This window comes from Polyangium jinanense (assembly GCF_028435265.1).
Classification (GTDB): Bacteria; Myxococcota_A; Polyangia; order Polyangiales; family Polyangiaceae; genus Polyangium; species Polyangium jinanense.
This window is the reverse complement of record NZ_JAGTJK010000003.1, coordinates 361,000-386,213: the sequence shown is the minus strand read 5'-3', so window position 1 is coordinate 386,213 and position 25,214 is coordinate 361,000. Positions and strand designations below refer to the sequence as shown.

General features: G+C 69.3%; 22 protein-coding genes. 16 read left to right on the top strand and 6 right to left on the bottom strand.

Annotated elements, in window-relative coordinates; genetic code table 11:
- The first annotated feature begins 86 nt into the window (after positions 1 to 86).
- Genes KEG38_RS10195 through KEG38_RS10175 form a run of 5 tightly spaced genes read left to right on the top strand, consistent with a single transcriptional unit; the run spans position 87 to position 3,877 of the window.
- Complete coding sequence (locus KEG38_RS10195; RefSeq protein ID WP_272418989.1) at positions 87 to 845, top strand: SDR family NAD(P)-dependent oxidoreductase; 759 nt, start codon at positions 87 to 89, stop codon at positions 843 to 845.
- 17 nt (positions 846 to 862) lie between these two features.
- Entirely contained in the window at positions 863 to 1,282 is a 420-nt protein-coding gene (locus KEG38_RS10190) for a RidA family protein (RefSeq protein ID WP_272418988.1), read from the top strand.
- A complete protein-coding gene (locus tag KEG38_RS55455; protein WP_272418986.1) occupies positions 1,279 to 1,860 on the top strand; it encodes a MarR family winged helix-turn-helix transcriptional regulator in 582 nt (193 codons plus the stop codon). Before KEG38_RS10190 ends, KEG38_RS55455 begins: the two co-directional genes overlap by 4 nt.
- Positions 1,857 to 2,711, top strand: a complete 855-nt coding sequence (locus KEG38_RS10180) for an enoyl-CoA hydratase family protein (RefSeq protein WP_272418984.1) — start codon at positions 1,857 to 1,859, stop codon at positions 2,709 to 2,711. Before KEG38_RS55455 ends, KEG38_RS10180 begins: the two co-directional genes overlap by 4 nt.
- Positions 2,708 to 3,877 carry an acyl-CoA dehydrogenase family protein gene (locus KEG38_RS10175; RefSeq protein WP_272418983.1) on the top strand — a complete coding sequence of 390 codons (1,170 nt, stop codon included), beginning with the start codon at positions 2,708 to 2,710 and terminating at the stop codon, positions 3,875 to 3,877. The genes KEG38_RS10180 and KEG38_RS10175 overlap by 4 nt, the downstream gene beginning before the upstream one ends.
- Before the next feature lie 13 nt (positions 3,878 to 3,890).
- Here KEG38_RS10175 and KEG38_RS10170 read toward each other — a convergent pair whose 3' ends face one another.
- Positions 3,891 to 4,799 (bottom strand): RpnC/YadD family protein, encoded by a 909-nt coding sequence (locus KEG38_RS10170; RefSeq protein WP_272418982.1) that lies wholly within the window; start codon positions 4,797 to 4,799, stop codon positions 3,891 to 3,893.
- A 179-nt stretch (positions 4,800 to 4,978) separates the two neighbouring features.
- Here KEG38_RS10170 and KEG38_RS10165 point away from each other — a divergent pair, with 179 nt between their 5' ends.
- The 6 genes from KEG38_RS10165 (at position 4,979) to KEG38_RS10140 (ending at position 12,937) form a co-directional block, all read left to right on the top strand.
- The gene (locus KEG38_RS10165) at positions 4,979 to 6,400 is read left to right on the top strand and encodes an oxidoreductase (RefSeq protein ID WP_272418981.1); all 1,422 of its coding nucleotides are present in this window, start codon (positions 4,979 to 4,981) and stop codon (positions 6,398 to 6,400) included.
- A gap of 65 nt (positions 6,401 to 6,465) precedes the next feature.
- Positions 6,466 to 7,179: a hypothetical protein gene (locus KEG38_RS10160; protein ID WP_272418980.1), complete on the top strand. Its 714-nt coding sequence runs from the start codon at positions 6,466 to 6,468 to the stop codon at positions 7,177 to 7,179.
- Between the two features lie 21 nt (positions 7,180 to 7,200).
- Complete coding sequence (locus KEG38_RS10155; protein ID WP_272418979.1) at positions 7,201 to 8,457, top strand: metallophosphoesterase family protein; 1,257 nt, start codon at positions 7,201 to 7,203, stop codon at positions 8,455 to 8,457.
- Positions 8,458 to 8,532: 75 nt separating this feature from the next.
- A complete protein-coding gene (locus KEG38_RS10150; protein WP_272418977.1) occupies positions 8,533 to 9,171 on the top strand; it encodes a hypothetical protein in 639 nt (212 codons plus the stop codon).
- Between the two features lie 98 nt (positions 9,172 to 9,269).
- Positions 9,270 to 10,073, top strand: coding sequence for an alpha/beta fold hydrolase (locus KEG38_RS10145; RefSeq protein ID WP_272418976.1), 804 nt, complete (start codon positions 9,270 to 9,272; stop codon positions 10,071 to 10,073).
- Positions 10,073 to 12,937, top strand: a complete 2,865-nt coding sequence (locus KEG38_RS10140) for a hybrid sensor histidine kinase/response regulator (protein WP_272418974.1) — start codon at positions 10,073 to 10,075, stop codon at positions 12,935 to 12,937. The genes KEG38_RS10145 and KEG38_RS10140 overlap by 1 nt, the downstream gene beginning before the upstream one ends.
- A gap of 81 nt (positions 12,938 to 13,018) precedes the next feature.
- Here the strand turns inward: KEG38_RS10140 and KEG38_RS10135 are convergent, their stop codons facing one another.
- From KEG38_RS10135 to KEG38_RS10125, 3 genes are read right to left on the bottom strand one after another with little or no spacing between them, the layout of a single operon-like run.
- Entirely contained in the window at positions 13,019 to 14,470 is a 1,452-nt protein-coding gene (locus tag KEG38_RS10135) for an OmpP1/FadL family transporter (RefSeq protein ID WP_272418973.1), read from the bottom strand.
- Positions 14,471 to 14,493: 23 nt separating this feature from the next.
- Entirely contained in the window at positions 14,494 to 16,260 is a 1,767-nt protein-coding gene (locus KEG38_RS10130) for an acetyltransferase (protein WP_272418971.1), read from the bottom strand.
- Positions 16,257 to 18,071 carry a hypothetical protein gene (locus KEG38_RS10125; protein ID WP_272418969.1) on the bottom strand — a complete coding sequence of 605 codons (1,815 nt, stop codon included), beginning with the start codon at positions 18,069 to 18,071 and terminating at the stop codon, positions 16,257 to 16,259. The genes KEG38_RS10130 and KEG38_RS10125 overlap by 4 nt, the downstream gene beginning before the upstream one ends.
- A gap of 201 nt (positions 18,072 to 18,272) precedes the next feature.
- Between KEG38_RS10125 and KEG38_RS10120 the strand changes: the two genes are divergently transcribed.
- The 4 genes from KEG38_RS10120 to KEG38_RS10105 are packed head-to-tail and all read left to right on the top strand — an operon-like array spanning position 18,273 to position 22,601.
- Positions 18,273 to 19,430, top strand: a complete 1,158-nt coding sequence (locus KEG38_RS10120) for a hypothetical protein (RefSeq protein WP_272418968.1) — start codon at positions 18,273 to 18,275, stop codon at positions 19,428 to 19,430.
- A gap of 42 nt (positions 19,431 to 19,472) precedes the next feature.
- Positions 19,473 to 20,921 carry a GuaB1 family IMP dehydrogenase-related protein gene (locus KEG38_RS10115; RefSeq protein ID WP_272418966.1) on the top strand — a complete coding sequence of 483 codons (1,449 nt, stop codon included), beginning with the start codon at positions 19,473 to 19,475 and terminating at the stop codon, positions 20,919 to 20,921.
- Positions 20,922 to 20,959: 38 nt separating this feature from the next.
- Positions 20,960 to 21,640, top strand: a complete 681-nt coding sequence (locus tag KEG38_RS10110) for a hypothetical protein (RefSeq protein ID WP_272418964.1) — start codon at positions 20,960 to 20,962, stop codon at positions 21,638 to 21,640.
- A 10-nt stretch (positions 21,641 to 21,650) separates the two neighbouring features.
- On the top strand, positions 21,651 to 22,601 hold the full coding sequence (locus KEG38_RS10105; protein ID WP_272418963.1) for a hypothetical protein: 951 nt from the start codon (positions 21,651 to 21,653) through the stop codon (positions 22,599 to 22,601).
- 1 nt (position 22,602) lies between these two features.
- Here the strand turns inward: KEG38_RS10105 and KEG38_RS10100 are convergent, their stop codons facing one another.
- Together KEG38_RS10100 and KEG38_RS10095 are read right to left on the bottom strand one after the other, a co-directional pair.
- Positions 22,603 to 22,989: a hypothetical protein gene (locus KEG38_RS10100; RefSeq protein ID WP_272418961.1), complete on the bottom strand. Its 387-nt coding sequence runs from the start codon at positions 22,987 to 22,989 to the stop codon at positions 22,603 to 22,605.
- 39 nt (positions 22,990 to 23,028) lie between these two features.
- Positions 23,029 to 23,994, bottom strand: coding sequence for a serine/threonine-protein kinase (locus KEG38_RS10095; RefSeq protein WP_272418960.1), 966 nt, complete (start codon positions 23,992 to 23,994; stop codon positions 23,029 to 23,031).
- A 50-nt stretch (positions 23,995 to 24,044) separates the two neighbouring features.
- Here KEG38_RS10095 and KEG38_RS10090 point away from each other — a divergent pair, with 50 nt between their 5' ends.
- Positions 24,045 to 25,160: a hypothetical protein gene (locus KEG38_RS10090; protein ID WP_272418959.1), complete on the top strand. Its 1,116-nt coding sequence runs from the start codon at positions 24,045 to 24,047 to the stop codon at positions 25,158 to 25,160.
- Positions 25,161 to 25,214: the final 54 nt, after the last annotated feature.

The window sequence follows — 25,214 nt, the reverse complement described above, 5'->3', positions numbered from 1 at the left end:
CCGGCGTTTCGTCCTTTCCGGTCCTTCCCCGCCCACGCCCGCTCGGCCGCATTGTACTTTAGATGTGAATCTTTTATACGTGCGCCATGTACCTCGCCGGAAAAAATGCCCTGGTCACGGGCGGTGGTCGCGGGATCGGCCGGGCCATCGCCGAGCGGCTCGCCCGCGAGGGCGCGCGCGTTCTCGTCACAGGCCGCACCCAGCCCGAGATCGACGAGGTCGCGAACGAGATCGGCGGCGTCGCCGTGCGCATGGACGCGAACGATCGCGCGAGCGTGAAGGCCGCGATCGAGGCCGTCCACGCCGTGGGTCCCGTCGACGTGCTCGTGAACAACGCGGGCTTCGCGGAGTCCGTGCCCTTCGACCGCACGACGGACGAGCTCTGGGACAATCTGCTCGAGGTGAACGTGACGAGCGCCTTCGCGCTCTGCCGTGCGTTCGTCCCCGGCATGATCGAGCGTGGCTTCGGCCGCGTGATCAACGTCGCCTCGAACGCGGGCCTCGTGGGGTATGGCTACAGCGTGGCCTACTGCGCTTCGAAGCACGCGATGGTCGGAATGACGCGCGCGCTCGCCGTGGAGATCGCGAAGTCGCCCGTCACGGTCAACGCCGTGTGCCCGGGATGGACGCGGACACGCATGGGCGAGGAGGCGACCTCGCGGATCGCGCAGAAGACCGGCCGCAGCGCCGAGGCCGCGCACAAGATCCTCGCGAACATGTCGCCGCAGCAGCGCTTCGCCGAGCCGGAGGAGATCGCCCACGTCGTTGCGATGCTCTGCGCGCACGAGGCCCGCAGCGTGCACGGCCAGGCCATCCCCATCGACGGCGGCCAGGTCATGAAATAGGGCGAACGGAGATGGCCATGAACGACAAGCTCACTTTCGTGAACCCGGAGGGCTTCTTGCCTCCGAAGGGATACTCGAACGGCGCCCTGGTCTCGGGGCCCACGCTCTTCGTGGCCGGCCAGGTCGGCTGGAACGCGCGGTGCGAGTTCGAGACCGACGACCTCGCCGAGCAGTTCGCGCAGGCGCTCGACAACGTGATCGCCGTCGTGCGCGCCGCCGGCGGGAGCCCCACGGATCTCGCCAAGATGACCGTGTACGTGACGGATCTCGACGCCTACCGCGGGTCGCTGAAGGCGATCGGACAGGCATGGCGCACGCGGCTCGGCAAGCACTTCCCCGCGATGGCGCTGCTCGGGGTCGCGGGCCTCGTGGAGCCACGCGCCAAGGTCGAGATCGAGGCCGTGGCCGTGCTTCGTGGAGCTCAGGATCCCGCGTGAGGCGAGGCGCGCCGACCCGCAGGCCCGTGAGCGCGCAGCCCGCGGGCAAGGGCGAGCAGAACCCCGCCGTGCGCGCGTGGGTGCGCATCCTCGCCGTGCAAAAGGCCGCGCTCGCCGCGATCCGCGACGACCTCGAGCACGAGATGACCTTGCCGCGCTTCGATCTGCTCTCGAACCTGGTGCGCGAGGACGGGCAGACCCTCGCGTCGCTCTCGCGCTCGATGCTGGTGACGGCGGGCAACATCACGGGCCTCGTCGATCGCGCCGCGCGCGACGGGCTCGTCGAGCGCCGGGCCGATCCGAACGATCGGCGCGCCTGGCGCGTGCACCTCACCCCGAAGGGCCAGCTCGCCTTCCAGCGCGCCGAGCGCCGCCACGCCGCGCGCGTCTCCAAGCTCTTTTCCGCGCTCAGCGGCAACGAGATGTCGAGCCTCGTGCGGATGCTCGACAAGGTACGACAAACCATCCGTGGACCCGAGCTCTCGGCCGTCCGCGGCCCGCGCGGCGAGGCACGCCGCACCCCCGAGCGCGGCACGGGCAGGCGCCGCGCCCGCGCCAAATCCGAGGAAGAGACGTGACCCTCTCGCCGAAGACCTTTGACCTCGAAATATCCCGCGGCATCGCCCAGATCACCCTGAACCGGCCCGAGCGCCTGAACGCGCTCACGTTCGAGGTGTACGGCGAGCTCGCCCAGACCTTCCGCTCGCTGGAGAAGGCCGACGACGCGCGCGCCGTGGTGATCACCGGCAAGGGCCGCGGCTTCTGCTCGGGCGGCGACGTCGAAGGCATCATCGCCGAGCTCTTCGCGCGCGACATCACGGGCCTCGTCGAGTTCACGCGCGTGACGGGCGCCCTCATCCAGAGCATCGCGGAGCTGCGTCGCCCCGTGATCGCGGCGGTGAACGGCGTCGCCGTGGGCGCGGGCGCGGTCATCGCCGCGGCGTGCGATCTGCGCATCTTCGCGGAGAGCGCGCGTATCGGCTTCATCTTCCCGCGCGTCGGGCTCTCGGGCGCGGACATGGGCGCCTCGTTCCTCCTGCCCCGCATCGTCGGCCGCGGGAGGGCCGCGGAGCTCCTGTTCTTCGGGGATCTGGTCGGCGCCGAGGAGGCCCACCGCATCGGACTTGCGAACCGCGTCGTGCCCGACGCCGACGTCCTCGCGACGGCCCGCGGCTGGGCCGAGCGCCTCGCGAAGGGCCCGACCTTCGCGCATCGCATGACGAAGCAGATGCTCGAGAGCGAGCACGGCCTGACCCTCGCCGCCGCGATCGAGGCCGAGGCGCAGGCGCAGGCGCTCTGCATGGCGCACCCCGATTTCCGCGAAGCCTACGAGGCGAACAAGGTGAAGCGCCCGGCGCGCTTCCTCGGCGCGGAAATCTGCGATCCGCCGCCGGCCGCGCCGAAGGCCGACGCAGGGAGCGAAACATGAGCTCGCGCTTCACACTCTCGGTCCCGGATCTCGCGCCCTTCTTCGAGCAACGCCACCACGAGCTCGCGACCCGGCTCCAGGGCGAGCACCTCGACGTGCTCGCGACGACCGAGGATCCCGGCGAGATCGCGCGCCTCCTCGGCGATCCCCTCGGCCTCTACGCGTACCTCGTGCCCGAGGCCTACGGCGGCGCCACGACGGGCCGCCCGGTCGACCTCGCGTACATCGACATGCGCGCGCTCGTCCTCGTGCGCGAGGCGCTCGGCCAGATCTCCGCGCAGGCCGACTCGATCTTCGCGGTGCAGGGCCTCGGCACCTACCCGATCCTCCTCGGCGGCTCGCAGGACCTCATCGCCGAGGTCGTGCCCGACGTCGTCCGAGGCCGTCGCCTCGGGGCGTTCGCGCTCACCGAGCCCGAAGCGGGCAGCGACGTCGCCTCCTTGCGTACGGTCGCGCGCAAGGACGGCGAGAGCTGGGTGCTCGACGGGGAAAAGACGCTCATCTCGAACGTGCCCATCGCCTCCCATCACGTGGTCTTCGCGAACGCCGATCCCTCGCTCGGCCGGAAGGGGATCACGGCGTTCTACGTGCCCAAGGGCACGCCGGGCCTGACGCTCGAGCCGCTGCCGATGAGCGTGCCGCATCCGATCGGCCGCCTGCGCCTCGAAGCCTGCCGGGTGCCGAACGAGCACGTGCTCGGGCACGTGGGCGCGGGCTTCCGCATCGCGATGGAGACGCTCGACGCGTTCCGCATCTCGGTGGGCGCGGCGGCGAACGGGATGGCCGCGCGGGCGCTCACGGCGACGCTCGATCACGTGAAACGCAGGCGCCAGTTCGGCGCGCCGCTCGCGGATCGGCAGATCGTGCAGGCGTACCTCGCGGAGATGGCGACGGAGCTCGACGCGGCGCGTCTGCTCGTGGCGCGCGCCGCGCATCGACGCGACACCACGGGCGAGCGCGTCACGAGCCTGGCCGCGATGGGCAAGATGTACGCGACCGAGGCGGCGCAGCGCATCATCGACAAGGCGGTGCAGCTCCACGGCGGGATCGGCGTGCTCGAAGGGAGCGAGGTGGAGCGGCTCTATCGGGAAATCCGGCCGCTGCGCATCTACGAGGGGACGACGGAGATCCAGAAGCTCGTCATCGCGAAGGCGCTCCTCGGCTGAGGAGCGGCCGTCGTCAGGGGTGCTGCGCCTTCCGGATCGTCTCGACCAATCGATTCGCGGCCTCGGCGTCGTCGGCGACGAGCGCCATGTCGTACCAGGTCCCCAGCCTCTCTCGATCGGAAGCCAGTCGGATCCACTCGCGAACCGCCGGCTCGAGCACGCCCAGACGGCGGCTCAGGATCCGGATGACCGTCTCCGCTTGGATCCGTATCTCGCCCGTGGCCTCCCCCTTCGCCTCACCTTTCGAGAAGATGCTCTGGTACAGCTCGCTTGCCATGAGTCGTTCCTCCGAGATGTACATCTTCAGCAGCCGGGTCGGCACGTCTTCCGCCTCGGCCACGAACCACAGCACCGCCAGATAATCCGCGCGCTCGCCTGGACTCAGCTCCGTCTTCGTCTCGATTCTACCACACGCCTCGCGCACCACCTCCTGGTCGGCGCCATTCCGCGTCAACGTGACCAGCGGCCAGAGCGGAAACGGCGCCTGCGAGAGAAGCTCCTCCCAGCCGAGCGCGCGCAAGTTGATCCGCTGGTAAATCGCCTGCGATGCGCTCGTCTCCAGGGACGCGCCGTACCGAAGCCCGCACTCGGTCACGACGGGTTCGTCCGCGGCGCCATAGAGGTCCCAGACCTGCGAGAGCACGGGGAGACGCTCGCGGCGGTAGAGGCGGATCTGCGCCTCGGCGATGTCGATGGAGAGCTCGGTGCTCCCCTGGTGCCGGCGGTGGAACTCGAGGTGCGCCACGGTGCGCGTGCCATCGCGGACGATCAGGTAACTGCCGTCGATGTCGCGCCCGCGCGCGGGCAGATCACTCGGTAACGGGCCGAGCACCTGGATCGTCGGGTCGCCGAGCCCGAACTGCAGGAAGGCCTCGGGCCTGTGCTGCAGCAAATACTTCAGGGACTGGTCGAAGGACTCCATGGTTTGGCGCTGCGAAACTCCACGGTAAAACCCTGCGCGTTGCGCGGCAAATTTGCGACGCCTACCGGTTTTTCCTTGCGCTTCGGCCCGCACGTGGTTCGGAGTCTTTCCTCCCCCATCCCGCCATGTGGAAGCCAAAGGAGCGCATCCGCCATCCCCTCCCCGAGGACCGGCCTCCCATGGCCGACGAGGCCGCTCGCTCGCGCCTCTTCTCGCCGCTCACCCTCGCCTCCGGCCTCACGCTCGCCGATCGCACCTGGGTGCCCGCCATGGTCCCGTGGCGCGCGACGGAGGAGGGGTTCGTCACGAAGGACGTGCTCGACTGGTACGGCCGCTTCGCCGAGGGACAGCCGGGCGTGCTCGTTGTCGAGGCAACCGGGATCCGGGACGTCCCGAGCGGGCCGCTCCTGCGCATCGGGCACGATCGGTTCGTCCCCGGGCTCACCGAGCTCACGCGCCGCGTCCGCGAAACGAGCGGCGGCCGCACCCGCCTCTTCCTCCAGATCATCGATTTCCTGCGCATCCGCAGGCGCCCGCCGCACGAAAAATTCCTGGAGACGCACCTCGCCCTCACCCCGGCGCACCGGAAGAACCTGGAGCGCGAGACCGGCGACGCCTGGTGGGCCGAAGCCCCCGACGCGAGCATCCGCGAGTTTTTGCGGACCACAAGCGACGACATGCTCGATCGGATCCTCGATCCCCGCGAGCTCGAAGCGCTCCGCTTCGGGGCGCGCGAGCGTGTCACCGACGTCCACGAGCCCCACATTCGCGACCTTCCCCGCACCCTGCCTTCGCTCTTCGCCGAGGCCGCAAAACGCGCGAAGGACGCCGGGTTCGACGGCGTCGAGCTGCATTACGCGCACGCCTACACGATGGCCTCGTTCCTCTCCGCCCGGAACGATCGAAAGGACGGTTATGGCGGCTCGCGCGACGCACGCGCCCGCCTACCGCTCGAGGTCCATGCCGCCGTGCGCGAGGCCGTCGGCCGCTCGTATACCGTCGGATGCCGCTTCCTCTGCGACGAGATCATCGAAGGCGGCAGCCGCATCGACGACGCGATCCATTACGCCCTCCTCTTCGCCCGCGCCGGCATGGATTTTATTTCCCTGTCCACGGGCGGCAAATTCGAGGATTCGAAGCAACCCAAGGTCGGCGAGGCCGCCTATCCCTACACCGGGCCGAGCGGCTACGAGTGCATGCCCACCGCCCTCTCCGACGCGCGTGGCCCCTTCGCGCGCCACGTCGAAAAGCAGGCCCGCATTCGCGCCGCCCTCCGCGCCGAGGGCCTCGAAACGCCCACCGTCGCCGCCGGCGGCATTGGCACGTTCGTCCAGGCCGAATCGATCCTCGCCCGCGGCGAGGCCGATCTCATTGCCGCGGCGCGCCAATCCCTCGCCGATCCCGACTGGTTCCAGAAGCACCGCGAAGGCCGCGGCGCCGAGGTGCGACGCTGCATCTACTCGAATTACTGCGAGGCGCTCGATCAGCGCCACCGCCAGGTCACCTGCCAGCTCTGGGATCGTCAGGATCTCGACGATCCGGACGCGCCGCGCAGCGCAGAGGGAAACCGCAGGCTCGTCGCCCCCCGCTGGGATCGGTGATTCGTGTATTCTTACCGGAGCAGCGCCCCGCCCCGCGGGCGCCCTTGAAGAAAGAGTGGCTTTCCATGAATACACGTTGCCTCACCGCATTCGCCCTCGTCGGCCTCGGCGTCCTTTCGGGCTGCAAGGAGACGGTCGACTCGCAGAACGTCAAGACCGGCGGCATCGCGGCCATCCTCTCCGCCACCGCCGAAAGCGATACCGAGACCCGCCTCATCGCCACGCTCAAGGTGGGCGGCGACGAGAGCAACACCTACGTCGACCTCTCGGGCGGCGACCGCATCTTCGCCTCGGGGGGTGACAAGCGCGTCGAGATGCAGACCCAGGATACCGGCGTCTACGAGGCCGAGTTCGACACCGCCGCCGAAGGCACCGAGTTCGCCGTCGACCTCCAGCGCGCGGACGGCGACAACGCGCCCTCGAGCCGCGGCACCTTGCCCGCGCCCTTCACGCTCACCCTTGCCCAGACGTCCGCCTCGCGCGCCGCCGCTCTCGAGGTCACCTGGACCCCGTCCGGCTCAAACGACGACGTGCGCATCGAGCTCAACGGCCCCTGCATCTTCCTCGAAACCATCGACGTCCCCGGCGACACCGGCAAGCACACGATCCCGGCCAATTCGCTGAAGGTCACGGGCACGATGGACCAGCCGCCTCCCACGTGCGACGTCAACATCGAGATGACCCGCTCGCGCCGCGGCACCCCGGACTCCGCCTTCGACAGCGAAAGCTCGTTCGTCCTCCAACAAGTTCGCACCGGCAAGTTCACCTCGACGCCCTGAGCGGGAGTACACTGCGGGCGCATGCCGACGCCCGCCCCTTCCCCTCGCCTCCTCGCCGTCCTCGGAATCGCCGCCTCGCTCGCCGCAGGTTGCAGCGATCCCTCCCCCGCCGAGCCTCCTGCTCCGCCCCCGCCCACGGACGATCGCTGTCCGGGCACCGGCGTGAGCAAGGGACCGTGGTCGCTCCGCGTCGATCGCACCTCCGCCGTCGTCCGCTGGGAGGCGTGCCGGGAAGGCGTCGCGGGCGGGGTCGTCTTCACGCCCGAGGGCGGCGAGGCGCGCGAAGCGACCTCGACCGTCACGACGTACGAGGTCCCCACGACACGCAAAGCGGTCCTCGATCCGAGCGCGCCGCCCGACGAGGCCGGCACCTACTGGACCCACGAGGCCGTCCTTTCGAACCTCACGCCCGGCGCCTGCGTCGAATACCACCTCGCCGCCGATCCCGCGGCGAAAGGCCGCGTCTGCGCCGCCAAACCCGACGGCGCGGATCTCCGCTTCCTCGCCATCGGCGACACGAACCCGGGCCTCAATCGTCTCACCTTGAAGGTGCTCGACAAGGTCCTGCCGATGAACCCCGATTTCACGCTGCACGGCGGCGACATTCAATATTACGAATCCGGCCTCGAGACCTACGCGTCCTGGTTCCCCGCCATGCGCCCCATGCTCGCGCAGGGCGCGTTTTTCCCGGCCCTCGGCAATCACGAGCTCGAGGTCCCCGAGGAATACGAGGCCTATTATCGACGCTTCTTCGGCAACGCCGGGTTCGACGGCGCGGGCGACCATTACCGCTTCGAATCGGGCGGCGTGTGGTTCTTCTCCCTCGACACGGAACAACCCCTCGGCCTCGCCTCCGAACAGGGACAATGGCTCTCCCAATCCCTCGCCGACGCGGCGTCGAAGCCCGGGTATCGATTCTCGGTGGTCTTTCTCCACAAGCCGATCGTCACGTGCGGGGACAAATCCGACGATCCCGCGACACGCGCCGAGCTCGAACCGCTCTTCGTGCAGCACGGGGTGAAGCTCGTGATCCAGGCCCACATGCACGGCTACGAGCGATTCGCTTTCCCCGACATCACGTGGATCACGACGGGCGGCGGCGGCGCCTCGCTCGCGAACGTGGACGAGAACGTCGATCGCCCCATCTGCGCGATGCGCGCCGCGTCGGGCACCGTCCGCCACGCCGTCGTCCTCGACGCAACGGGCACGACGCTCTCCGGCCAGGTGATTGACGACAAAGGGGCCGTCTGGGATACCTTCACCCTCGAAGGCCCCTGACGCATCGCCCCAAAATGTGATCGTCTCGGCGAACGCTCCTTGACGCCGAGAAGCCCTCCTCGATACTAAATCTCCATGCGACGCGGCGTTTGCCTGGGAAAAGCCGGCCTCCTCTCGCTCTCTTGCGCCGCCCTGCTGCTCTTTTCGAGCGCGGCCCGCGCCGACGACGATGAAGATCCGCGGCGGCTCAAGCCGAAGTACGGCCTGGCCGGCATCGGCTTCCACATCGAGGCCGGCGCCGGCGTCTACCAGGTCGTCGGGCAAGGCGGGCTCGTCCCGGGCATCTACCCCCGCGCCGCGCTCGAGCTGCACCTCGGACCGCATTTTTCGATCCCGGTCGTCGCCCGCTTCCAGACGGCCATCGACCCGAACGCCGGCGTGCCCGACTTCGCGCAGCTCTCGGTCGCGCCCGGCATCAACTTCCGTCTGCGCGAGCTCGATTGGCCCATCGCCCTCGTGTTCGGCGCCGCCGTGCGCATCGGCCGCTTCTCCGCGAGCCAAAAGCTCGTCGACGCGGACTTCCAGACGACCCCCGACGCCGGCACCGAGGAAGCGCTCGGCTTTCCCCTCGCGCCCGAGGCCACGGCCAAGCTCGAATGGTGGATCGCGCCGCTGTTCGTCGCCAAGGTCAGCGCCACCTACGCGCCGGTCTTCGTGAACAAGCAGCCGATCCACAACGTCGAGGAAGCCCTGGCGATCGCGCTCGTATTTTGACGCCTCCGGGGAAAGCGAGGGCACGATCCTCGCCCCCTTTCCACGCGGCCATTCCCTTCCTTTCCTCGCGCAGGGCTCGTAACCTCGACGAGCCCCCCATGCCTCTCGCTCCTTCCCAGCAAAACAACGCGCGCATCCTCGGCGCTGGCGACACGACGATCGTCCTCGCCCACGGGTTCGGGACCGACCAGACGGCATGGCGGCACCAGATGCCCGCCCTCGCCGAACGGCACCGCGTCCTCGTCTTCGACAACGTGGGCGCGGGGCGCTCGGACCTCTCCGCCTACAGCCCGCGCCGCTACCAGAGCCTGCGCAGCTACGCGATCGACGTGCTCAACCTGCTGGAGGAGCTCGCCCTCGAAGACGTGGTCTTCGTCGGCCACTCGATGAGCGGCATGATCGGCCTGCTCGCCGCGATCGAAGAGCCGCGCCGCTTCCGCAAGCTCGTCCTGCTCGGCGCCTCGCCCCGCTACCTCGACGACGAGGGCTACGAGGGAGGCTTCAAGCGGGCCGACCTCGACGGGCTCTACGAGGCGATGCAGACGAACTACCACGCCTGGGCCAGTGGGTTCGCCCCGATCGTGACGGGTAACCCCGACAAACCGGACCTCGCCCGCGACTTCGCCCACACCCTGCTCGCGATGCGGCCGGACATCGCCCTCACCGTCGCCCACATCATCTTCGAGTCCGACCACCGCGCGGATCTCCCGAACCTCGAGGTCCCGACGCTCGTGCTCCAGTCGCAGGCGGACGTCGCCGTCCCCATGTCGGTCGGCACGTTCCTCGCGAGCCACATTCCCCGCGCCGAGCTCCATGTCCTCGACGCGACCGGCCACACGCCGCACTGGAGCGCCCCGGAGCAGGTGACGAGCGCGATCCTCTCGTTCGCCGCCTCCGCGTGATGGCCACGAGCACGCCCGAAGCCCTGCTCGCCGCGCTCGGCGCCGGGGAGCCCGACGCCGCGCTTCCCCGCGTGCTCGCCGTCCTCCACGAGCGCTTCCACGCCGACGCGGTCTTCGCGCTCCGCCGGATCGATCCCGTCACGGCCGTCGCGCTCGCGAGCGCCCCGGCCGGCGTCCTGCCGGATGGCATGACGCACGCCGCCATCTTCGCCGGCGCGCTCGAATCCGCCCGCCCCGTCTTCAACACGGTCGTCACCTGCGAGATGGGCTTGCCGCGGAGCCTCCGCGGCAGCCTCGCCATCCTGCCCTGGTCGTCTGCCGAGGACGCGGGCGGCCTCGCCCTCGTCCGCCGCGAGATCGCGCCCTTCTCGGAGGAGGAGCAGCGCGCCCTCGTCTCCGTCCTGCCCCTCCTCCACCTGCTCGTGCGGCACGTGCAGAAGACCGAGCTTGCCGCGGCGGCCTCGGCCCGCTTCGACGCCGTCTTCCAGACCCTCCCGCATGGCCTCGTCTTCGTGGACGACCGCGGGTCCGAGGCGTGGGTGAACGAGGCCGCGGCCGCGCTCCTCGGCCTGCCCGAGGGCGCGCACGAGCCGGCCCGCGTGGCCCGCGCGATGGCCGGCCTCTGGAGCCGCGCCGAGGACCGCGCCGGCCTCCGGCGGAGCGCGCTTGCCGTGATGAACCAGCGGGACGGTGAGCTCCGCGACGCGCGGTGGGTCTTCGCAGGGCCGCCGCGCCGCGTCCTCAGCATCTCCAGCACGGCCACGGGCGAGCGCGAGCACCGCGGCAGGCTCTGGCTCTTCATCGACGTCACCGCGCAGCACCTCGCGAGCGAGGAACTCGAAGCGAAAAACGCCGCGCTCGAAGGAGCGCGCCGGGAGGCGGACCTCGCCAATGCGGCGAAATCGCGGTTCCTCGCCACGATGAGCCACGAGATCCGGACGCCCATGAACGCCGTCCTCGGCATGACGGGGCTTTTGCTCGATACCCCGCTCGGCGAGGACCAGCGCGACGTCGTCGAGACCATCCGTCAGAGCGGCGAGGCGCTGCTCACCATCATCAACGACATCCTCGATTTCTCGAAGATCGAGGCGGGCCTGATGGACCTCGAAGAGCAGCCCTTCGCGCTCCGCCCCTGCGTGGAGGAGGCCCTCGACCTCGTGGCCGTCGCGGCGCGCAAGAAGGGCCTCGAACTCGGCGCCTTCATCGACCCACACATGCCGCCCGGCATCTTCGGCGACGTGACCCGCCTCCGGCAGATCCTGGTGAACCTCCTCGGCAACGCGGTCAAATTCACCGCCGCGGGTGAGGTCCTCGTGGAGATCGTCCCCGCGAACGAGCCCTCGTCGCCCGGAAAACTCGCCCTTCAGGTTTCCGTGCGCGACACCGGCATCGGCATCCCGAAAGACCGCCTCGGGCGGCTGTTTCAATCGTTTTCCCAGGTCGACGCCTCGATCTCCCGCAGGTATGGCGGCACCGGCCTCGGCCTCGCGATCTGCAAGCGCCTCGTCGAGCTCATGCACGGGAAGATCCGGGTCGAGAGCGAGGAGGGCGTCGGCACGACGTTCCATTTCACGATCGAGACCACCCCCGCGCACGACGTCGGGCGGGATCTCTCGGAGGCCCTCGCCATCGCGGGCCAGGATCTCTCGGGCAAACACGTCCTCATCGTCGACGACAGCGCCACGAACCGGCGCATCCTCGCCGACCAGACGCGCGCCTTTGGCCTCACGCCGATGCTCGCCGCGTCCGGCGACGAGGCCCTCGACCTGCTCCGGCGCCGCGCCGAGGTCCTGCCGCCGGACGAGCCCTTGCCGGTCGCCCTGGCGCTGCTCGACGTCGCCATGCCGGGCATGAATGGCTTCGAGCTCGGCGCCGCCATTCGCCAGGATCCTCGGCTCGCGGAGCTGCCCTTCCTCTTGCTCACGTCGAGCGACCTCGCCACGCATCGGGAGGCGGCGCGGCTCGGCGCCACCTGCCTCTCGAAGCCCATCAAACAATCGAGCCTCTTCGACGCGATCATGCGCGCGCTCTCGCAATCGGTCGCGCGCCCCTCGCGCGCCCCGCGGGCCTCGGCGATGGATCCTTCGCTCGGCGAGCGCCACCCGCTGCGGATCCTCCTCGCCGAGGACAACGTGGTCAACCAGAAAGTCGCGAGCCTCCTGCTCCAGCGGCTCGGCTATCGCGTGGACATCGCGGCGAACGGCCTGGAGGTCATCGAGGCCGTCACGCGCAAGGAATACGACGTCGTCTTCATGGACGTCCAGATGCCCGAAATGGACGGCCTCGAAGCCACCCGCCGCCTCCGCGCTCCGGGCCCCTTCCGGGGCAGGCCCCGCATCGTCGCGATGACGGCGAACGCGATGCACGAGGACCAGAAGGAATGCCTCGCGGCGGGCATGGACGATTTCGTCTCCAAGCCCATTCGTATCGAGGAGCTCGTCGCCGCGCTCACGCGCTCGGCCCTCGAACGGCCGAAGACGCTCGCGCCCTCGCAGATCCCGGCCCCACGGGACCCGGACGAGCCTGTCCTCGACGAGGAGGCCTTCGAACGGATCCGGCTCGTCGCGTCGTTCGACGAGGAAAACCCGCTCGCGACGCTGGTCGCCGATTTCGTCCGGGATTCGCGGCGCACCGTGGAGGACATGGCCGCCGCGCTTTCGGAAGGGGACTTCCGCACGCTCGAGCGCCTCGCGCACAACCTCAAAGGCAGCGCCGGCATGATGGGCGCCACGCGCCTCTCGCGCCGCTCCGCCGACGTCGAGCGGGCGGCCCGGGAAGGCCAGCACGAGGGCCTCGGGCGGCTCATCGAGGCGGCCTTCGACGAGCACGTGCGCACAGCGGCGGCCCTCCTATCGAGGTGCTAGGTCCGGTCCCGCGGGTGCGGGAACGATTGCGCAGAGAGCACGCGGGTGCCCTTCGGAATGTCGACGCGCACGCCGGCGGCGCTAGAACCGCGCTTTCGCATGCCCGCCGAGGTATCCGATCGCCATCGTGTACCTGCCATTGGCGACGTCGCTCCGCGAGGTCGTCACCGTCCGCGGCAGGATCCCCTGCGCGCGCGCGTCGGCGTGCAGGTCGAGCCATTGCGTCGCCCGGACCACGGCCCCGAGGCCGCCGATGAAACGGTGCCCGTCCGGCGAGCCCACGTCGATCGTCTCGTCGGGTGAGGCCGGCGATTGATACCCGACCGTCGCCGACATCGTGAAAAGCCGCGAGATCGCGAACCGCCCATTGGCCTCCACCCACACCGTGTCGTTCCATTTCCGCGGCAGGATCGCCCGCACCGAGGGGCCGATCCCGAGTTTCGGCTGCGCGAGCGAAGGCGATCGGGACGTCACGACGAACGCGTCCACGTCCGAATAGGTGACGTACTGGACGAACCCGTCGACGCGGAAGGCGCTCGTCGCCTGATACGACGCGCCGGCCGTGATCCGCTTCGGGAGCCGGAACGCAAGCTCGGCGTCTCCTTCCACGAGGGGCGGATATCGGAGCCCCTGCGCGGCGAGGTCCTGCGTGAAAAACGGATCGTTCTTGTCGAGCGCGAAGCGGCCGCGATAACGCATCTGCGCGCCGTGCTGGTAGGCGAGCGCGAGGCGCACGTCCGCGGAGGGCTGATACAGAACGCCAACATTGAAGGAGACCCCGTGGCTCAGGGCGTTCGTGAGCGAAAAGGGCCGAGACAGCACGTCGAGCTCACGCACGTGGCTAGGCGCGTTCGGCCCGAACTCGTTTGGCTGGCCAATCGGTGGATTCGAGAACGCGTGCTGGATTTCAGGCAGCTCCGCCAGATCTTGCTTCTTGCGGAGGCTCGCGAGCCCGCCCACGTACGAGACGCCCGCGCCGAACGAGAGGTTTGGCAGGACGCGCAGGGCCGCGCTCGCGGTCACGTAGGACGCCACGATGAAGGCCTGCTGGAGCTGCCACGCCTGCGGACCGTTCGCCGGAAAGTCGAGGGCTGCCGCATAAGGCACGTACGCGCCGAGCCCGAGGACGAGCCGGCGCTGAGCCATGGGCAACGCGAAGAAAAGATCCCCTGTCGGCGCGAGGGGCGTCGCCGCCACCTCCTCGGAAAAACCTCGCTTGCCGGGGTCCGTCTCGCCGGTCGCCATGGGGCCGCGCAATCGCAAACTATCGGGCGTCTGGTAAACCCCACGCCGCTCGCGACGATACCCGACCCTCCCTGCGACGAGGCCCGCGCCGCCGAAAAGCTCGGGGCGCTCGATATCGGCGAGCGCCGCGGGGTTCCAGTGGATGGCTGCGCCATCGGAGATCGTCGGCCCGGATTGCCCGCTCCCCACGAGCGGCGCGTCGAGCCCGGAGGCGCTCGCGCTTTGAGATGCGACGAGCGAGCCGAGGACGAGGGGCAGGGACGCGATACGCAGCGGACGACGTGACATGATGCTCTCCCCCTTCGATCGATTCACGACGCGCGCGTCACGACGAGCGCGAGCCTGTGCAGGCTCGGCTTCTCCTCCGCGACAATCTCGAAGACGCGCCCCTCGGCGTCCTTCACGTAGAGCCGATCACCCGGCTCGATACGCACCTTTTCGTGCGTGGTGTCCCCGTCGAGCTCGACACGCGAGGAGACCTTCCGCGTGAGCGCGGGATCCGCGAAGAAACCCGGGGTCGTGTAAGCATACGGTCGGACGGGTTTGCCCTCCGCGTCCTTGCGGATGTCCTCGGGCGCCACGAAATAGAGCCAATCCTCGGCGGTGCCCTCGGGCTGCACGTAAAAGAAATCGGCGTCGCCGCGGGTGTTTTGCGTCAGCGCCTCGGCCATGTCCCGGAGCGCCGCGGGGTTCGTCTCGATGTTCTCCCGGATCCGCGCGACGACCTCCTCCGTCCGCACGCCGACGGGCACGTCGTGCACGGGCATCACCACATTCGCCTCGCCCTCCACGAGCCCGCCGTCGTGCATGCGCGCTTGCGCGACTTCGAGCAGCATGTCCCAGTAATAGGATGGCTGCGGCGGCGGCACTGTGAGGATCACGCTCGGATCCACGTCGATCTTCACCCAGCCTTCCGCGTCGATGCACACCCGTACGGCCTCGAAGGGATCGGAGACCTCGCCCGCGGGCGAATACGTGGTGCAATGGGGCGAAATCCGCGCCGCGAGGCGCCGCCCCGTCTCGGCGAGGACCCGCTCCTCGGCCCACGGCGCTGCATTCCAGACCGGCGAATTGCCGAGCGGCCGCGGATCGCGGCTCGTCCCGGGCGCGAGGTAGGTCGGGTCCTCCGCGATCGTCATCGTCATCTCCCGGATCGAGAGGTCCTCCGCGAGCCCCTGAACGTCGAGCCAATGGGGATCCGAGAAATCGAAGGCGTGGCCCATCTGCCCGCCGATCGAGTTCACACTGGCGACGCGGGCGTGCGAGGCGTCAATGCCCCGGTACGGCAGCGCATTCACGTCGAGTCGCACCGTCATCCGGAAGCCACCCTCGGCGGTCGAGAGGCCGGAGGCGGACCGGAGAAACCCCGGGTGCGCAGGGCCCTCCGGACGCGCCGGATCGAGCGGCGCCCGGCCAAACCGCTCCGAGAGGGAAGCAAAATCCGTGGCCACGTCGTAAAGGGTCAGGGCGATCTTGCCCTTCTCCACATCGTAAAACCCCTCGGGGTGATCGGCGGTCACCGGGCCACTGCGGACGCGCGCGCGCGGGTGCGTCGCGACAACCTGATCGAGCACGACGTCGGTGACGGCCGAGGGCGCAGCGAGCGGCTCGTTCGGCCCCACGCCCGCGAGATCCGCGAGGATCCGCGACGGCGAGATCCCGACCGCCTCGCCTACGGCCGTGAGCCCGGCGAGCGATGTGCCATCGAGCCGCGCGCTCGCCGGCGTCATGTTGAGCAGCGCGAACATGTTCCACGCGGGCTGCGGCAGCGCCTTCGCCTCCTCCAGGGGAAGCCGCGTGAATCGATCGAGCGCATTCTCCACGAGCGGCCGGAGCTCCATGTCGAAGAGCCAGGTTTCTTCGAGCGTTTTTCGCGGCAACCGACGCAGCTCCTCCGGGCCGAGCGTCTGCGCGAAATCCTCCACGTCGAGCCGCAAGAACCGCAAGGTGACCTCGCGGCTCTCGCCCACGGCGAGCTCGCCTTCGGGCGGGGGCGGCGCGAGCGTGACGGGCTCGACGCAGCCCGCGGCCGAGGCGCCGAGGAGGGCGAGCAGGGCAGCGCATCGTTTCGTGGTCATCGCGACCTCCGCGAGGCGACCTTCTCGAAATCGACCACCATGTCGCGTCCCTCCTCCTCGGGCACCAGGATCCGGATCTCGTAGACGTCGCGCGTGTCGTCCTGCGCATAAAGCACGAGCTCGCCCGGCGAAAGTGGCACCTTCTCGTGCTCCGTATCGAGGACGCCCGGAATTTGCCGCCTGGAAATGCGGCTCCCCTCGGCGAGATCCGGGCTCGTGAAGAACCCGGGGCGCTCGTAGGCATACGGCTTCGGACGATCGAATCCTGCCGGATCGGGCTTTCGATCGGACGGCGCCACGAAATACAGGAGCGGCAGCCCGCCTTCCGCGCCGCGACGCACATAAAAATCGAGGTCGTGGTTGTTCTCCCAGAACCTGCCGACGATGACGTTCGCCATCAGGTCCGCTTGTGATTGCAAGGTCGGACGCATGGCTCGCACGAGCTCGGCGCCGCTCGGCCCGATCGGCACGTTTTGGAGCGCGAACACCGGCCGCGCGGCGCCCTCGGGGATGTCCGGCGTGCCGTCGCCCGTCGGATCGTGGAGCGAAATCTGCGCAACCTCCGCGAGCAGATCCCACAAGAATCGTGGCTCCGGCACGGTCACGCCCCGGATCGCATTCGCGAACGTGATCCACCCCGGCGGCGCGCCGCCCTGCCCGATCTCCACGCCGACCAGGCATTCGCCGTTCAGCTCGACGTAGCAACGATCGTACGAACGCCGGCCATACGCGCGCCGCGCGCCGCTCGTCACGATCGACTCCAGGAAAAACGGGCGGCAGCGGGGATCGGCCTCGCAAGACGGGATAAAAGGGTCCGCCTCGACGGTCGCGAACCGCATGTCGACCGTGGGCACGTCCGCGACGCCCTGGATCACGAGCCGCTCGGGATCCTCGAAATCGAACGAGAGCGGCGTGCTGCCTTCCATCACGAACATGTCGCCGCCGCCGGACGAGAGGTCGACGCCGCGCACGCGGCGCAGGTGCGATTCGGCGACCACACGCATCCGGAAATCGGGGCCGAGCACGTCGCTCCGCGTGGCGAAAAACGCGTCGTCCGGCACGAGCACGCCGGGATGCGCCCCCGGCACGGGGCCGAATTTCTCGGGCAACGTCGAAAGGTCTTTCAGGGCGTCATAGAGGGTCACCGGGAGTGTTCCGGCGGAATTGTCGATCCCCGGATGCGTGCCGAGCAGGTTCTCCTGGAGCGCACGAACGAGCGCATCCGTGGGCACGACGGGATCCGTGCGGCCGATGCCGAGGCTCTCGGCGAGCACCTGGGGAAAATCGAAACGGAACGTGCCCGGGTTTTGCTCGACGAGCGCCGCGAACGTCTCGAGGCTCGTCCCCGAGAGCTCCGTATTCGCAGGCGTCATGCCGAGGAGCCGCACGAGGCCGAATTCGGCCGAGGTCCGCCACATGGGCCCGAACGTCCGGCCGAGCGCCGTTTGCGCGCAATCGTATCCGGGGTTTTTCCGATCGATCCTCCAGCCCGTGCCGCAGGCATCGCGGATGCTGTCGAGGACGTGGCCGAGCAACGCCGTGGAGTCGACGTCGAGAATACGAATGCGCCGCGCGGCCTCCTCGCCGAACATTTCGAGCGCCTTTGACTTGTCGAGCTCCAGCGTGATCTCCTCGGTCACCTCTGGACCAGGAAGGGCGAGGAGGAACCGATTCGCGAGAATTTGCGGCGGCTGTGCCTCGTCGTCCTCGGCCGGCGGGTCGACGCCGAAAACCTCGCTGTTCGCGGCGCCCCCGCAAGCGACGAGGGGTAGGCAGAGGAGCCAGAAACCGGAGCGTGTCGAGGTCCGCATGGAGCGCATCTCCGTCGGAACGAAAACGAGGTCGTGACCGCCCGAGACACTTTACGCGATGCGGCATAGCCCCGGGCCAGTCCGCCTTCTCCCGTTCCAAACGAGATCGTTGTGCGGCGCCATGCTCCGTCAACGGCAGGTGCGCGTTGCCTGTGTCAGGACGTCCAGAACGCTTGACCTCCAATGATAGAAAGCCATAGGATGCCCATTTCAAGAGGTAACCGCCTCTCCACGGAGCTCCTCATGCGCCGCTTCCTCGCCCCTTCGCTCGCCGCCCTCGCGGCGCTTTTCACCCTATCGGCCGCCCCGGACGCCGAGGCCCAGGCGTACCGCGACGGGCCGCCCCCACAGCACCGGATCGTCTATACCGATTTGACGCTGTTCCGGTGGAATCCGCTCGGCCTCATTACGGACGCCCGCTTCGTCTACCGATACCGCCTTTACAAGAGCGAGAGCACGGCGTTACGGGACAATTTCATCGGCATTGGACTCGCGCCCTCCCTGAGCGGCGCCTTCGCCCGCGGCGGCCCCACCATCCAGATCCAGCCGGCGAGCTTCCTCCAGCTCTGGGCGCTTTACGAGGGGATCGGATACTTCGGCGCGTTCAACTTCCTGCAATCGTATCCCACGGCGGACGCGACGAAGGTGAACTACAGCGACACGGAGCTCGCGCGGCGCGGAGATCTCGAAAAAGGCAATCCCGAGAAGAACTATTCGACGACCGGGACGCAGCTCATCGCCGGCGCGAACCTCCAGTTCAAGTTCGGCCCCGTCGCGGCGCGTAACCTCTTCCGCTTCGGCCGCCCCGACATGAAGCTGCGCCAGGGCGACCGCGTCTTTTACGATATTTTCTACGATCTGCTCGTGGGCGACGGCGGCCTCTGGTACTCGAACGACACCGATCTCCTCTACCAGGGCCTCGACAACCGCCTGACCGTGGGCCTGCGCTGGACGACGGGACGGGCGTTTTACAACGACGAACATTTTGCTCCCGGCGACGACAAGACCCGCGCGCCCGGCGCGATCCATCGCATCGGCCCCATCGCAGCGTGGACGTTCAAGAAGCCGGACGGCGCCGCGCTCGAGCCGACGATCCTGCTCGTCGCGAACTGGTGGCTGAAATCGCCTTATCGCACGGGCCAGGACGTCTCGCAGGCCGTCCCCTACATCATCCTCGCCCTGAACCTCACGGGCGACCTCCTGCCCGCTCCAGAGAAGCCAAAGGACGAGCCCGAGGCCACGAAACCCCTGCCGAGCGAGCCGCCGGCCGCGCCCACGCCTGCGCCCGAGCCTGCCAAGGAGCCCGCGCCCGCGGCGCCTGCCGAGCCCGCGCCTGCCGCGCCCGCCGCGCCGCAATAGCATCCACTCGTCGCTTTCCCCGCATTCGGCTACAGTTGCCGCATGCGATTCCTCCATCCCGAGCGAGACGAAAACCTCGAGCTCGCGCTCGAAGACGTCTTCCTGACGCCAGGGTATTTCGAGGGCGTGTCGCGCCTCGACGTCGATCTCCGGCCGGTCGATTTTCCGGGCGGGTCGCACCCGATCGTCTCCGCAAACATGAATGCCGTCACGGGCAAACGCATGGCCGAGACGATGGCCCGCTTCGGCGGGCTCGGCGTGCTCCCCCAGGACATGGCCCTCGATACGACCGAGCGGATCGTCCGGCACATCAAGAGCGCCGATCCGCGCTACGACACGCCCCTCGCGGTCTCACCACGCGAGAGCCTGCGCGACGTGCAAGGCATCATTCGCAAACGATCCCACGACATGGTCGTCGTCGTGGACGACGAGCGCCGCCCGCTCGGCATCGTCACACACGCGGATTTGCGCGATCGAGACCAGTACACGCCCGCCTCGGCGCTGATGTCCTCGCGCCTCGTGACGATCCCCGCGGGCACGCCGAACCGCGACGCATTCCTCCTCATGGAAGAGGCGCGCGTGAAGGCCGTGCCCGCGCTCGACGCCGAGGGCAAGCTCGTGGGCGTCTTGACGCGGGACGACGCCGTGCGGCTGGAGCTGCTCCGGCCGAGTTTGTCTGCGAACGGCGAGCTCATGGTCGCGGCCGCAGTGGGCATTTCGGCGAATGCGCCGGAGTTTGCCCGGCGGCTCGTCGACATCGGGGTCTCGGCGATCGTGCTCGACACGGCGCACGGCCATCAGCGGCGCATGATCGAGGCCATCCGCGCCGTGCGGAAGGCCATCGGGACCGCCGTGCCGCTCGTCGCCGGCAACGTGTGCACGGCCGAAGGCACGCGTGATTTGCTGGAGGCGGGCGCCGACATCGTGAAGGTCAACGTGGGCCCGGGCGCGATGTGCACGACGCGTATGCAAACGGGCGCGGGCCGGCCGACGTTCAGCTCGGTGCTCGCATGCGCGCGCGAGGCGCACGCGCACGGAAAACAAGTGTGGGCCGACGGCGGCGTGAAATACCCGCGCGACGTGGCGCTGTACCTTGCGGCCGGCGCGTCGCGCGTGATGGTGGGCACCGCGCTCGCGGGCACGTACGAGAGCCCCGGCGACGTGAAAGAAGACCGCGAGGGCGCGCTTTACAAGGAGAATTACGGCATGGCGAGCGCCCGCGCCGTGCACGACCGGACGGCGGACATCGATCCGTTCGAGCGCGCGAAAAAAGGCTTCTTCAGGGAGGGCATTTCGACGTCACGCATTTACATCCAGGAAGGAAAGGAGAGCGTGGGCGCGCTGCTCGTCGACATGATCACGGGCGTGCAATCGGCCTGCACGTACGCCGGCGCGCGGAGCCTACCGGAGCTCCACGAAAAGGCGGTGATCGGGGTGCAGACGCTCGCGGGGTACGGCGAGGGCAAACCCCACGGCGCCGTGCGGCGCTGACGCTCCCGGCGGAGGCGATTTTCGGGTAAGCTTCGGGGATGCGCTCGCCGCTCCTCGCCGTTTTGCTCCTCGCCTCCGCCCCGGCGTGCAGCGAACCTTCCGAGCCGCGCGGATCGACCACGTTCACGCCGGCGGAGCTTTCGCTCTTCGCCGAGCTGCGCACGAACGGCGGCACGGCCCAGGTCCTGGTCACGCTGCTCGGCGACGGGACGAGCGTCACCCTGGAAAACCCCGATCGCTTGAGCCTCGAGGCGCCGGGCGGGCCGGCGCAAACCCTCGTCCCCGGCGGGTTCGGGTACGTGGCGCAGCTCGAGACGACCGCCACGGAGTTCGATCTCGTCTTTTCGCGCGGCAGCGAGCGATTCGTGAGCAAGCTCGTGGCGCCGCCGCCTTTTTCGATCGTGGTCCCGAGCGCGACGGCCTCACGCGCGTCGCCCATCTCGATCCACTGGGACGCGGCGGACGGCACGTTCGAGACGTGGCTCGACGTGACGGCCCCGTGTTTGTCATGGCCGATTTCGCGGTACTTCGTGGAGGATCCCGGCGTGTATGCGATCCAGCCCGCGGATCTCGCGATCGAGCCCGGAACGATGGATTGCGATTTCCGCGTGTGGGTCACGCGGTCGGCGTCGAGCGGGACGATCGCGCCCGGGCTCGGCGCGGCGCCCGCGCCCGGCGGGATGCAAACGCGCTCGATTCTGATCCCCACCTCACCCTGAGGACGACGCCATGAACAAGAGGCAACTCGAAAAACTCCTCGGCATGATCATCGCCACGACGGCGCTCGGGGCGCGGGGGATCTCGTGCGGGCCCTGTCCAGACAACGTGGCGCAGATCCCGGTCCTGCCACCGAGCAGTGACGGCGGCGTCGAGGACGCCGGGGACTGGCTCGCCGACGAATGCCAGCGCAAATGCCCGAACGGGATCTCGTGCGTGCCGACGTCGCTCCCGCTCGAAGACGGCGGGTCGATGCCCGCGATCGAGTGCACGCAGATGGCGGATTGCAGCGCGGGGCGGCGGCCGCTCGGGAAGGGCGGCCCGGAAAAACGTTGGGACACCAAGGGTCTCGGAGCGGCGGGCGAATGGCTCGTGCACGCGGCCGCGCTCGAAGCCGGGTCGGTGATCGCCTTCCGGGAGCTACGGCGGGATCTAGCTGCGCTCGGAGCGCCGCGAAGGCTCCTCCGGGCGGCTTCGCGGGCGGCCGAGGAGGAGCAGAGGCACACGCGGCGCACGCGGGCGCTCGCGCGGCGGTACGGGGCGCGTGTGCCGGGACAAACGACGGGCGTGACGCGACGCGCTTCGCTGGAGGAGCTCGCGACGCACAACGCAGTCGAAGGTTGCGTGCGCGAGGCGTTCGGCGCCCTCGTGGCGCGGTGGCAAGCGACGTTCGCGGAGGATCTGGAGGTGCGTACCGCAATGGCGCAGATCGCCGACGACGAGGCGCGCCACGCGGCGCTCGCCCATGCGATCGACGCCTGGGCACAGCGGCGGCTCGGCCCTGCGGCGCGGGCGCGCGTGGAGTCCGCGCGCCGGGAAGCTGCACATGCACTCTTGGCCCCGCGGGCGCGGGATGCCGGGCGCGAGGAGGCGCTGCGGGTCCTGGGTTTGCCTGGCGCGGCGGAGACGGAGGCGCTCGCGAAAAGGTTCGTCGTGGCAATCGGGCTCGACGCGGCGGCCTGAATCAGCCCTTCTTGCGGCCGTGGAGGACGATTCCGAGGGCGAGCGCGCCGATGGACGCGAGGAGCGGCGCGGTCCCGAGGGCCAGGCCGACGTCCTTGCAACCGTCGGCTTCGGCATACCCCATCTCTTGGATACGCGCCCTCTGGGATGCGTCGATGTAATCCCCGGCAAGCGCCGTGTCCGTCCTGGATCGGCCCAGCATCGCGCCGACGGGCCCCATCCCGACCGAGCCGAGCGACACGAGGATCCCGACCCCGCCCACGATCGCGCCACCGAGCGGCTTCTTCATGAGCGAGAGCAAAAAGCCGAGAGCCGCGAGGCCAAACCCCACGAACGCGAAGAGCAGAATCACCCACGCGGGCCAGCCGCACATCTGGAACGTTTCCACGGGCGCCGATGGGACCGTGCGAAACGCAGAAAGTCAAGGTCAGCGGGGCGGGCGATCCCCGGCGCGAATACGCCCCTCGGCGACGGCCGTCGCGTACGGCGGCGCCTTGCCGGCGCGGAGCGAGTAAACGTCGAAGCGCATCGTCGCCGCATCGGGATAACGCGCCTCCTTGTGAAACGCGAGCGCAATGTCGACGACGCGGCACACCGGCGCGGGGATGTGCGGCGCGAGGGACGCGAGCGGCGGCGCGGGTCGCGTGGCCGCCGCGACGAGGAGGACCGCACCTTCGAGCTCACCGTGCACGTAGCGGCCGCCGAGCAGACGGAACATCGTCGCGCCGAGTGCGAAGATGTCGGTCCGGCCGTCGAGCTCCTGGTTTCTCCCCATGGCCTGCTCGGGCGCCATGTACTCGTAGCTGCCGATGGCGACGCCCGTCCGCGTCGCCGTCTTCTCGGGCAGCTCCGCGGTGCCCTCGGGCAGCGTGTCGACGCGGGCGATGCCGAAATCGAGCACCTTGATCCGCGCGTCCCTACCGACGTGCAGGTTCTCGGGCTTGAGGTCGCGATGCACGATGCCGAATGCATGCGCGACGACGAGCACGTCGAGGACCTTGTGCGCGATCCGTAAAACCTCGTCGACGGAGAGCACGCCCTTGCGCGCCATGCGATCGAAGACGGTCTCGCCGTCGAGCAGCTCCATCGCGAGGAACGCCGCGCCGTCCTCGGCCACGCCCGACTCGTAGACCTGCGGCAGTCCTTCGCAGAGCGGGCCGACGGCCGCGAGCGCGCTGCCGATGGGCCCTTCGCGGAGGAAGCGCTTTCGGAGCTCGCGCACGTCGAGCAGATAAGGGTGGAGGACCTTGATGGCCGCGACGCATCCATCGGCGCGGCGGCCGAGAAAGACGCTCGCCATGCCGCCGATGCCGATCACGCGCTCGATCATCCAGCTTCCGATCGACGTGCCGATGCGCCGCGCGGCGATCTCCTCGTCCGATTCCGACATCATGCGCGGCCGAGGCTACCACGACCACGCCGCGAGCGGGTTACACTGCGGCCATGCTTTCGCGCCCAAGCTTCCTTCCCGGCCTCTTGCTCGCGGCGATCGCGCTCCCAGTGACCGCCTGTTGGCTCGACCTCGACCGCCTCGGCGCGGGCCTGCCGAGCGCCGCAGCCGGCGGCGGTAGCAATGTCGGGAGTAGCACCATGAGCGGCACCGGCGGCGGCGGCACGGGCGCGCCTGTGCTCGAATGTGATCCGTGTCCCGAGGGAGGGTGCAGTCCCGAACCCGTCGCGGAAGGGCCGGCGTTCGCGCTCGGCGCCGTGGATCTCGTGGCCGATAGCGACGGCGTGTACTGGGTGAACCAGGAGGGCGGCGAGGTCATGCGGTTCGTCTCGACCGCGGATGCGCCGGAGACGCTCACGACCGCGGTCGCGCCGCGTTGCCTCGTGGTGCGGGGCGGAAATGTGTTTTACGGGGACGACGAGGGGCTCTGGTCCTGTTCGGCGGACGCGTGCATGCAGACGCGGCAGAAGGTCACGTCGTCCGTCGCGCAAGGCACGATCGGGCGCATCGCGTTCGACGGGGCCTCGGTCTACTGGACGGATCGCGGCACGGCCGAGAGCGACGGCCGCGTGTACGGCTGCGCGCCGGGCGACTGTACGACGCCGAAGGAATATGCCACGGGGCTCTTCCGACCGGACACGATCCTCGCGAGCGGCGGCCAGCTCTTCTGGGTCCAGTTCGGCAATGGCAACGCCAATGGTGCGATCTATCAGGGTTCGCCCGGGGGAAGCGCGACGACCGTCGCGAGCGCGCTCGCGTTCCCCTCGTCCGTCGCGGTGGACAACGACTCCTTTTATTTTCCGTCGTGGCGGCCGGGCGGGACGGTCCACCGTTGCCCGAAAAGCGGCTATTGCAGCGAGCCTCCGGCGATCAAGCCGGCGGAGGCCGGGGAAAAACCTTTCGACGTTGCGGTCTCCGGGGGGCGCGTCTACTGGAGCGACACGGCGGACGGCGCGATCCGGAGCTGTCCCGCGGCCGGGTGCGGGGCCGAGGCGCCGCGCGTGCACGTGAGCGGACGGACGGGCCTTTCGCGTTTCGCGCTCGGAAAGGCGTGTATCTTCTGGGTGGACGCGACGAACGGCGGGAGCGTGATGAAGGTCGGTCGATGAGCCGCGTTTTCCCGCGGTGCGCGCCATAACGCTTGACACGCGGCGTGACTCGTG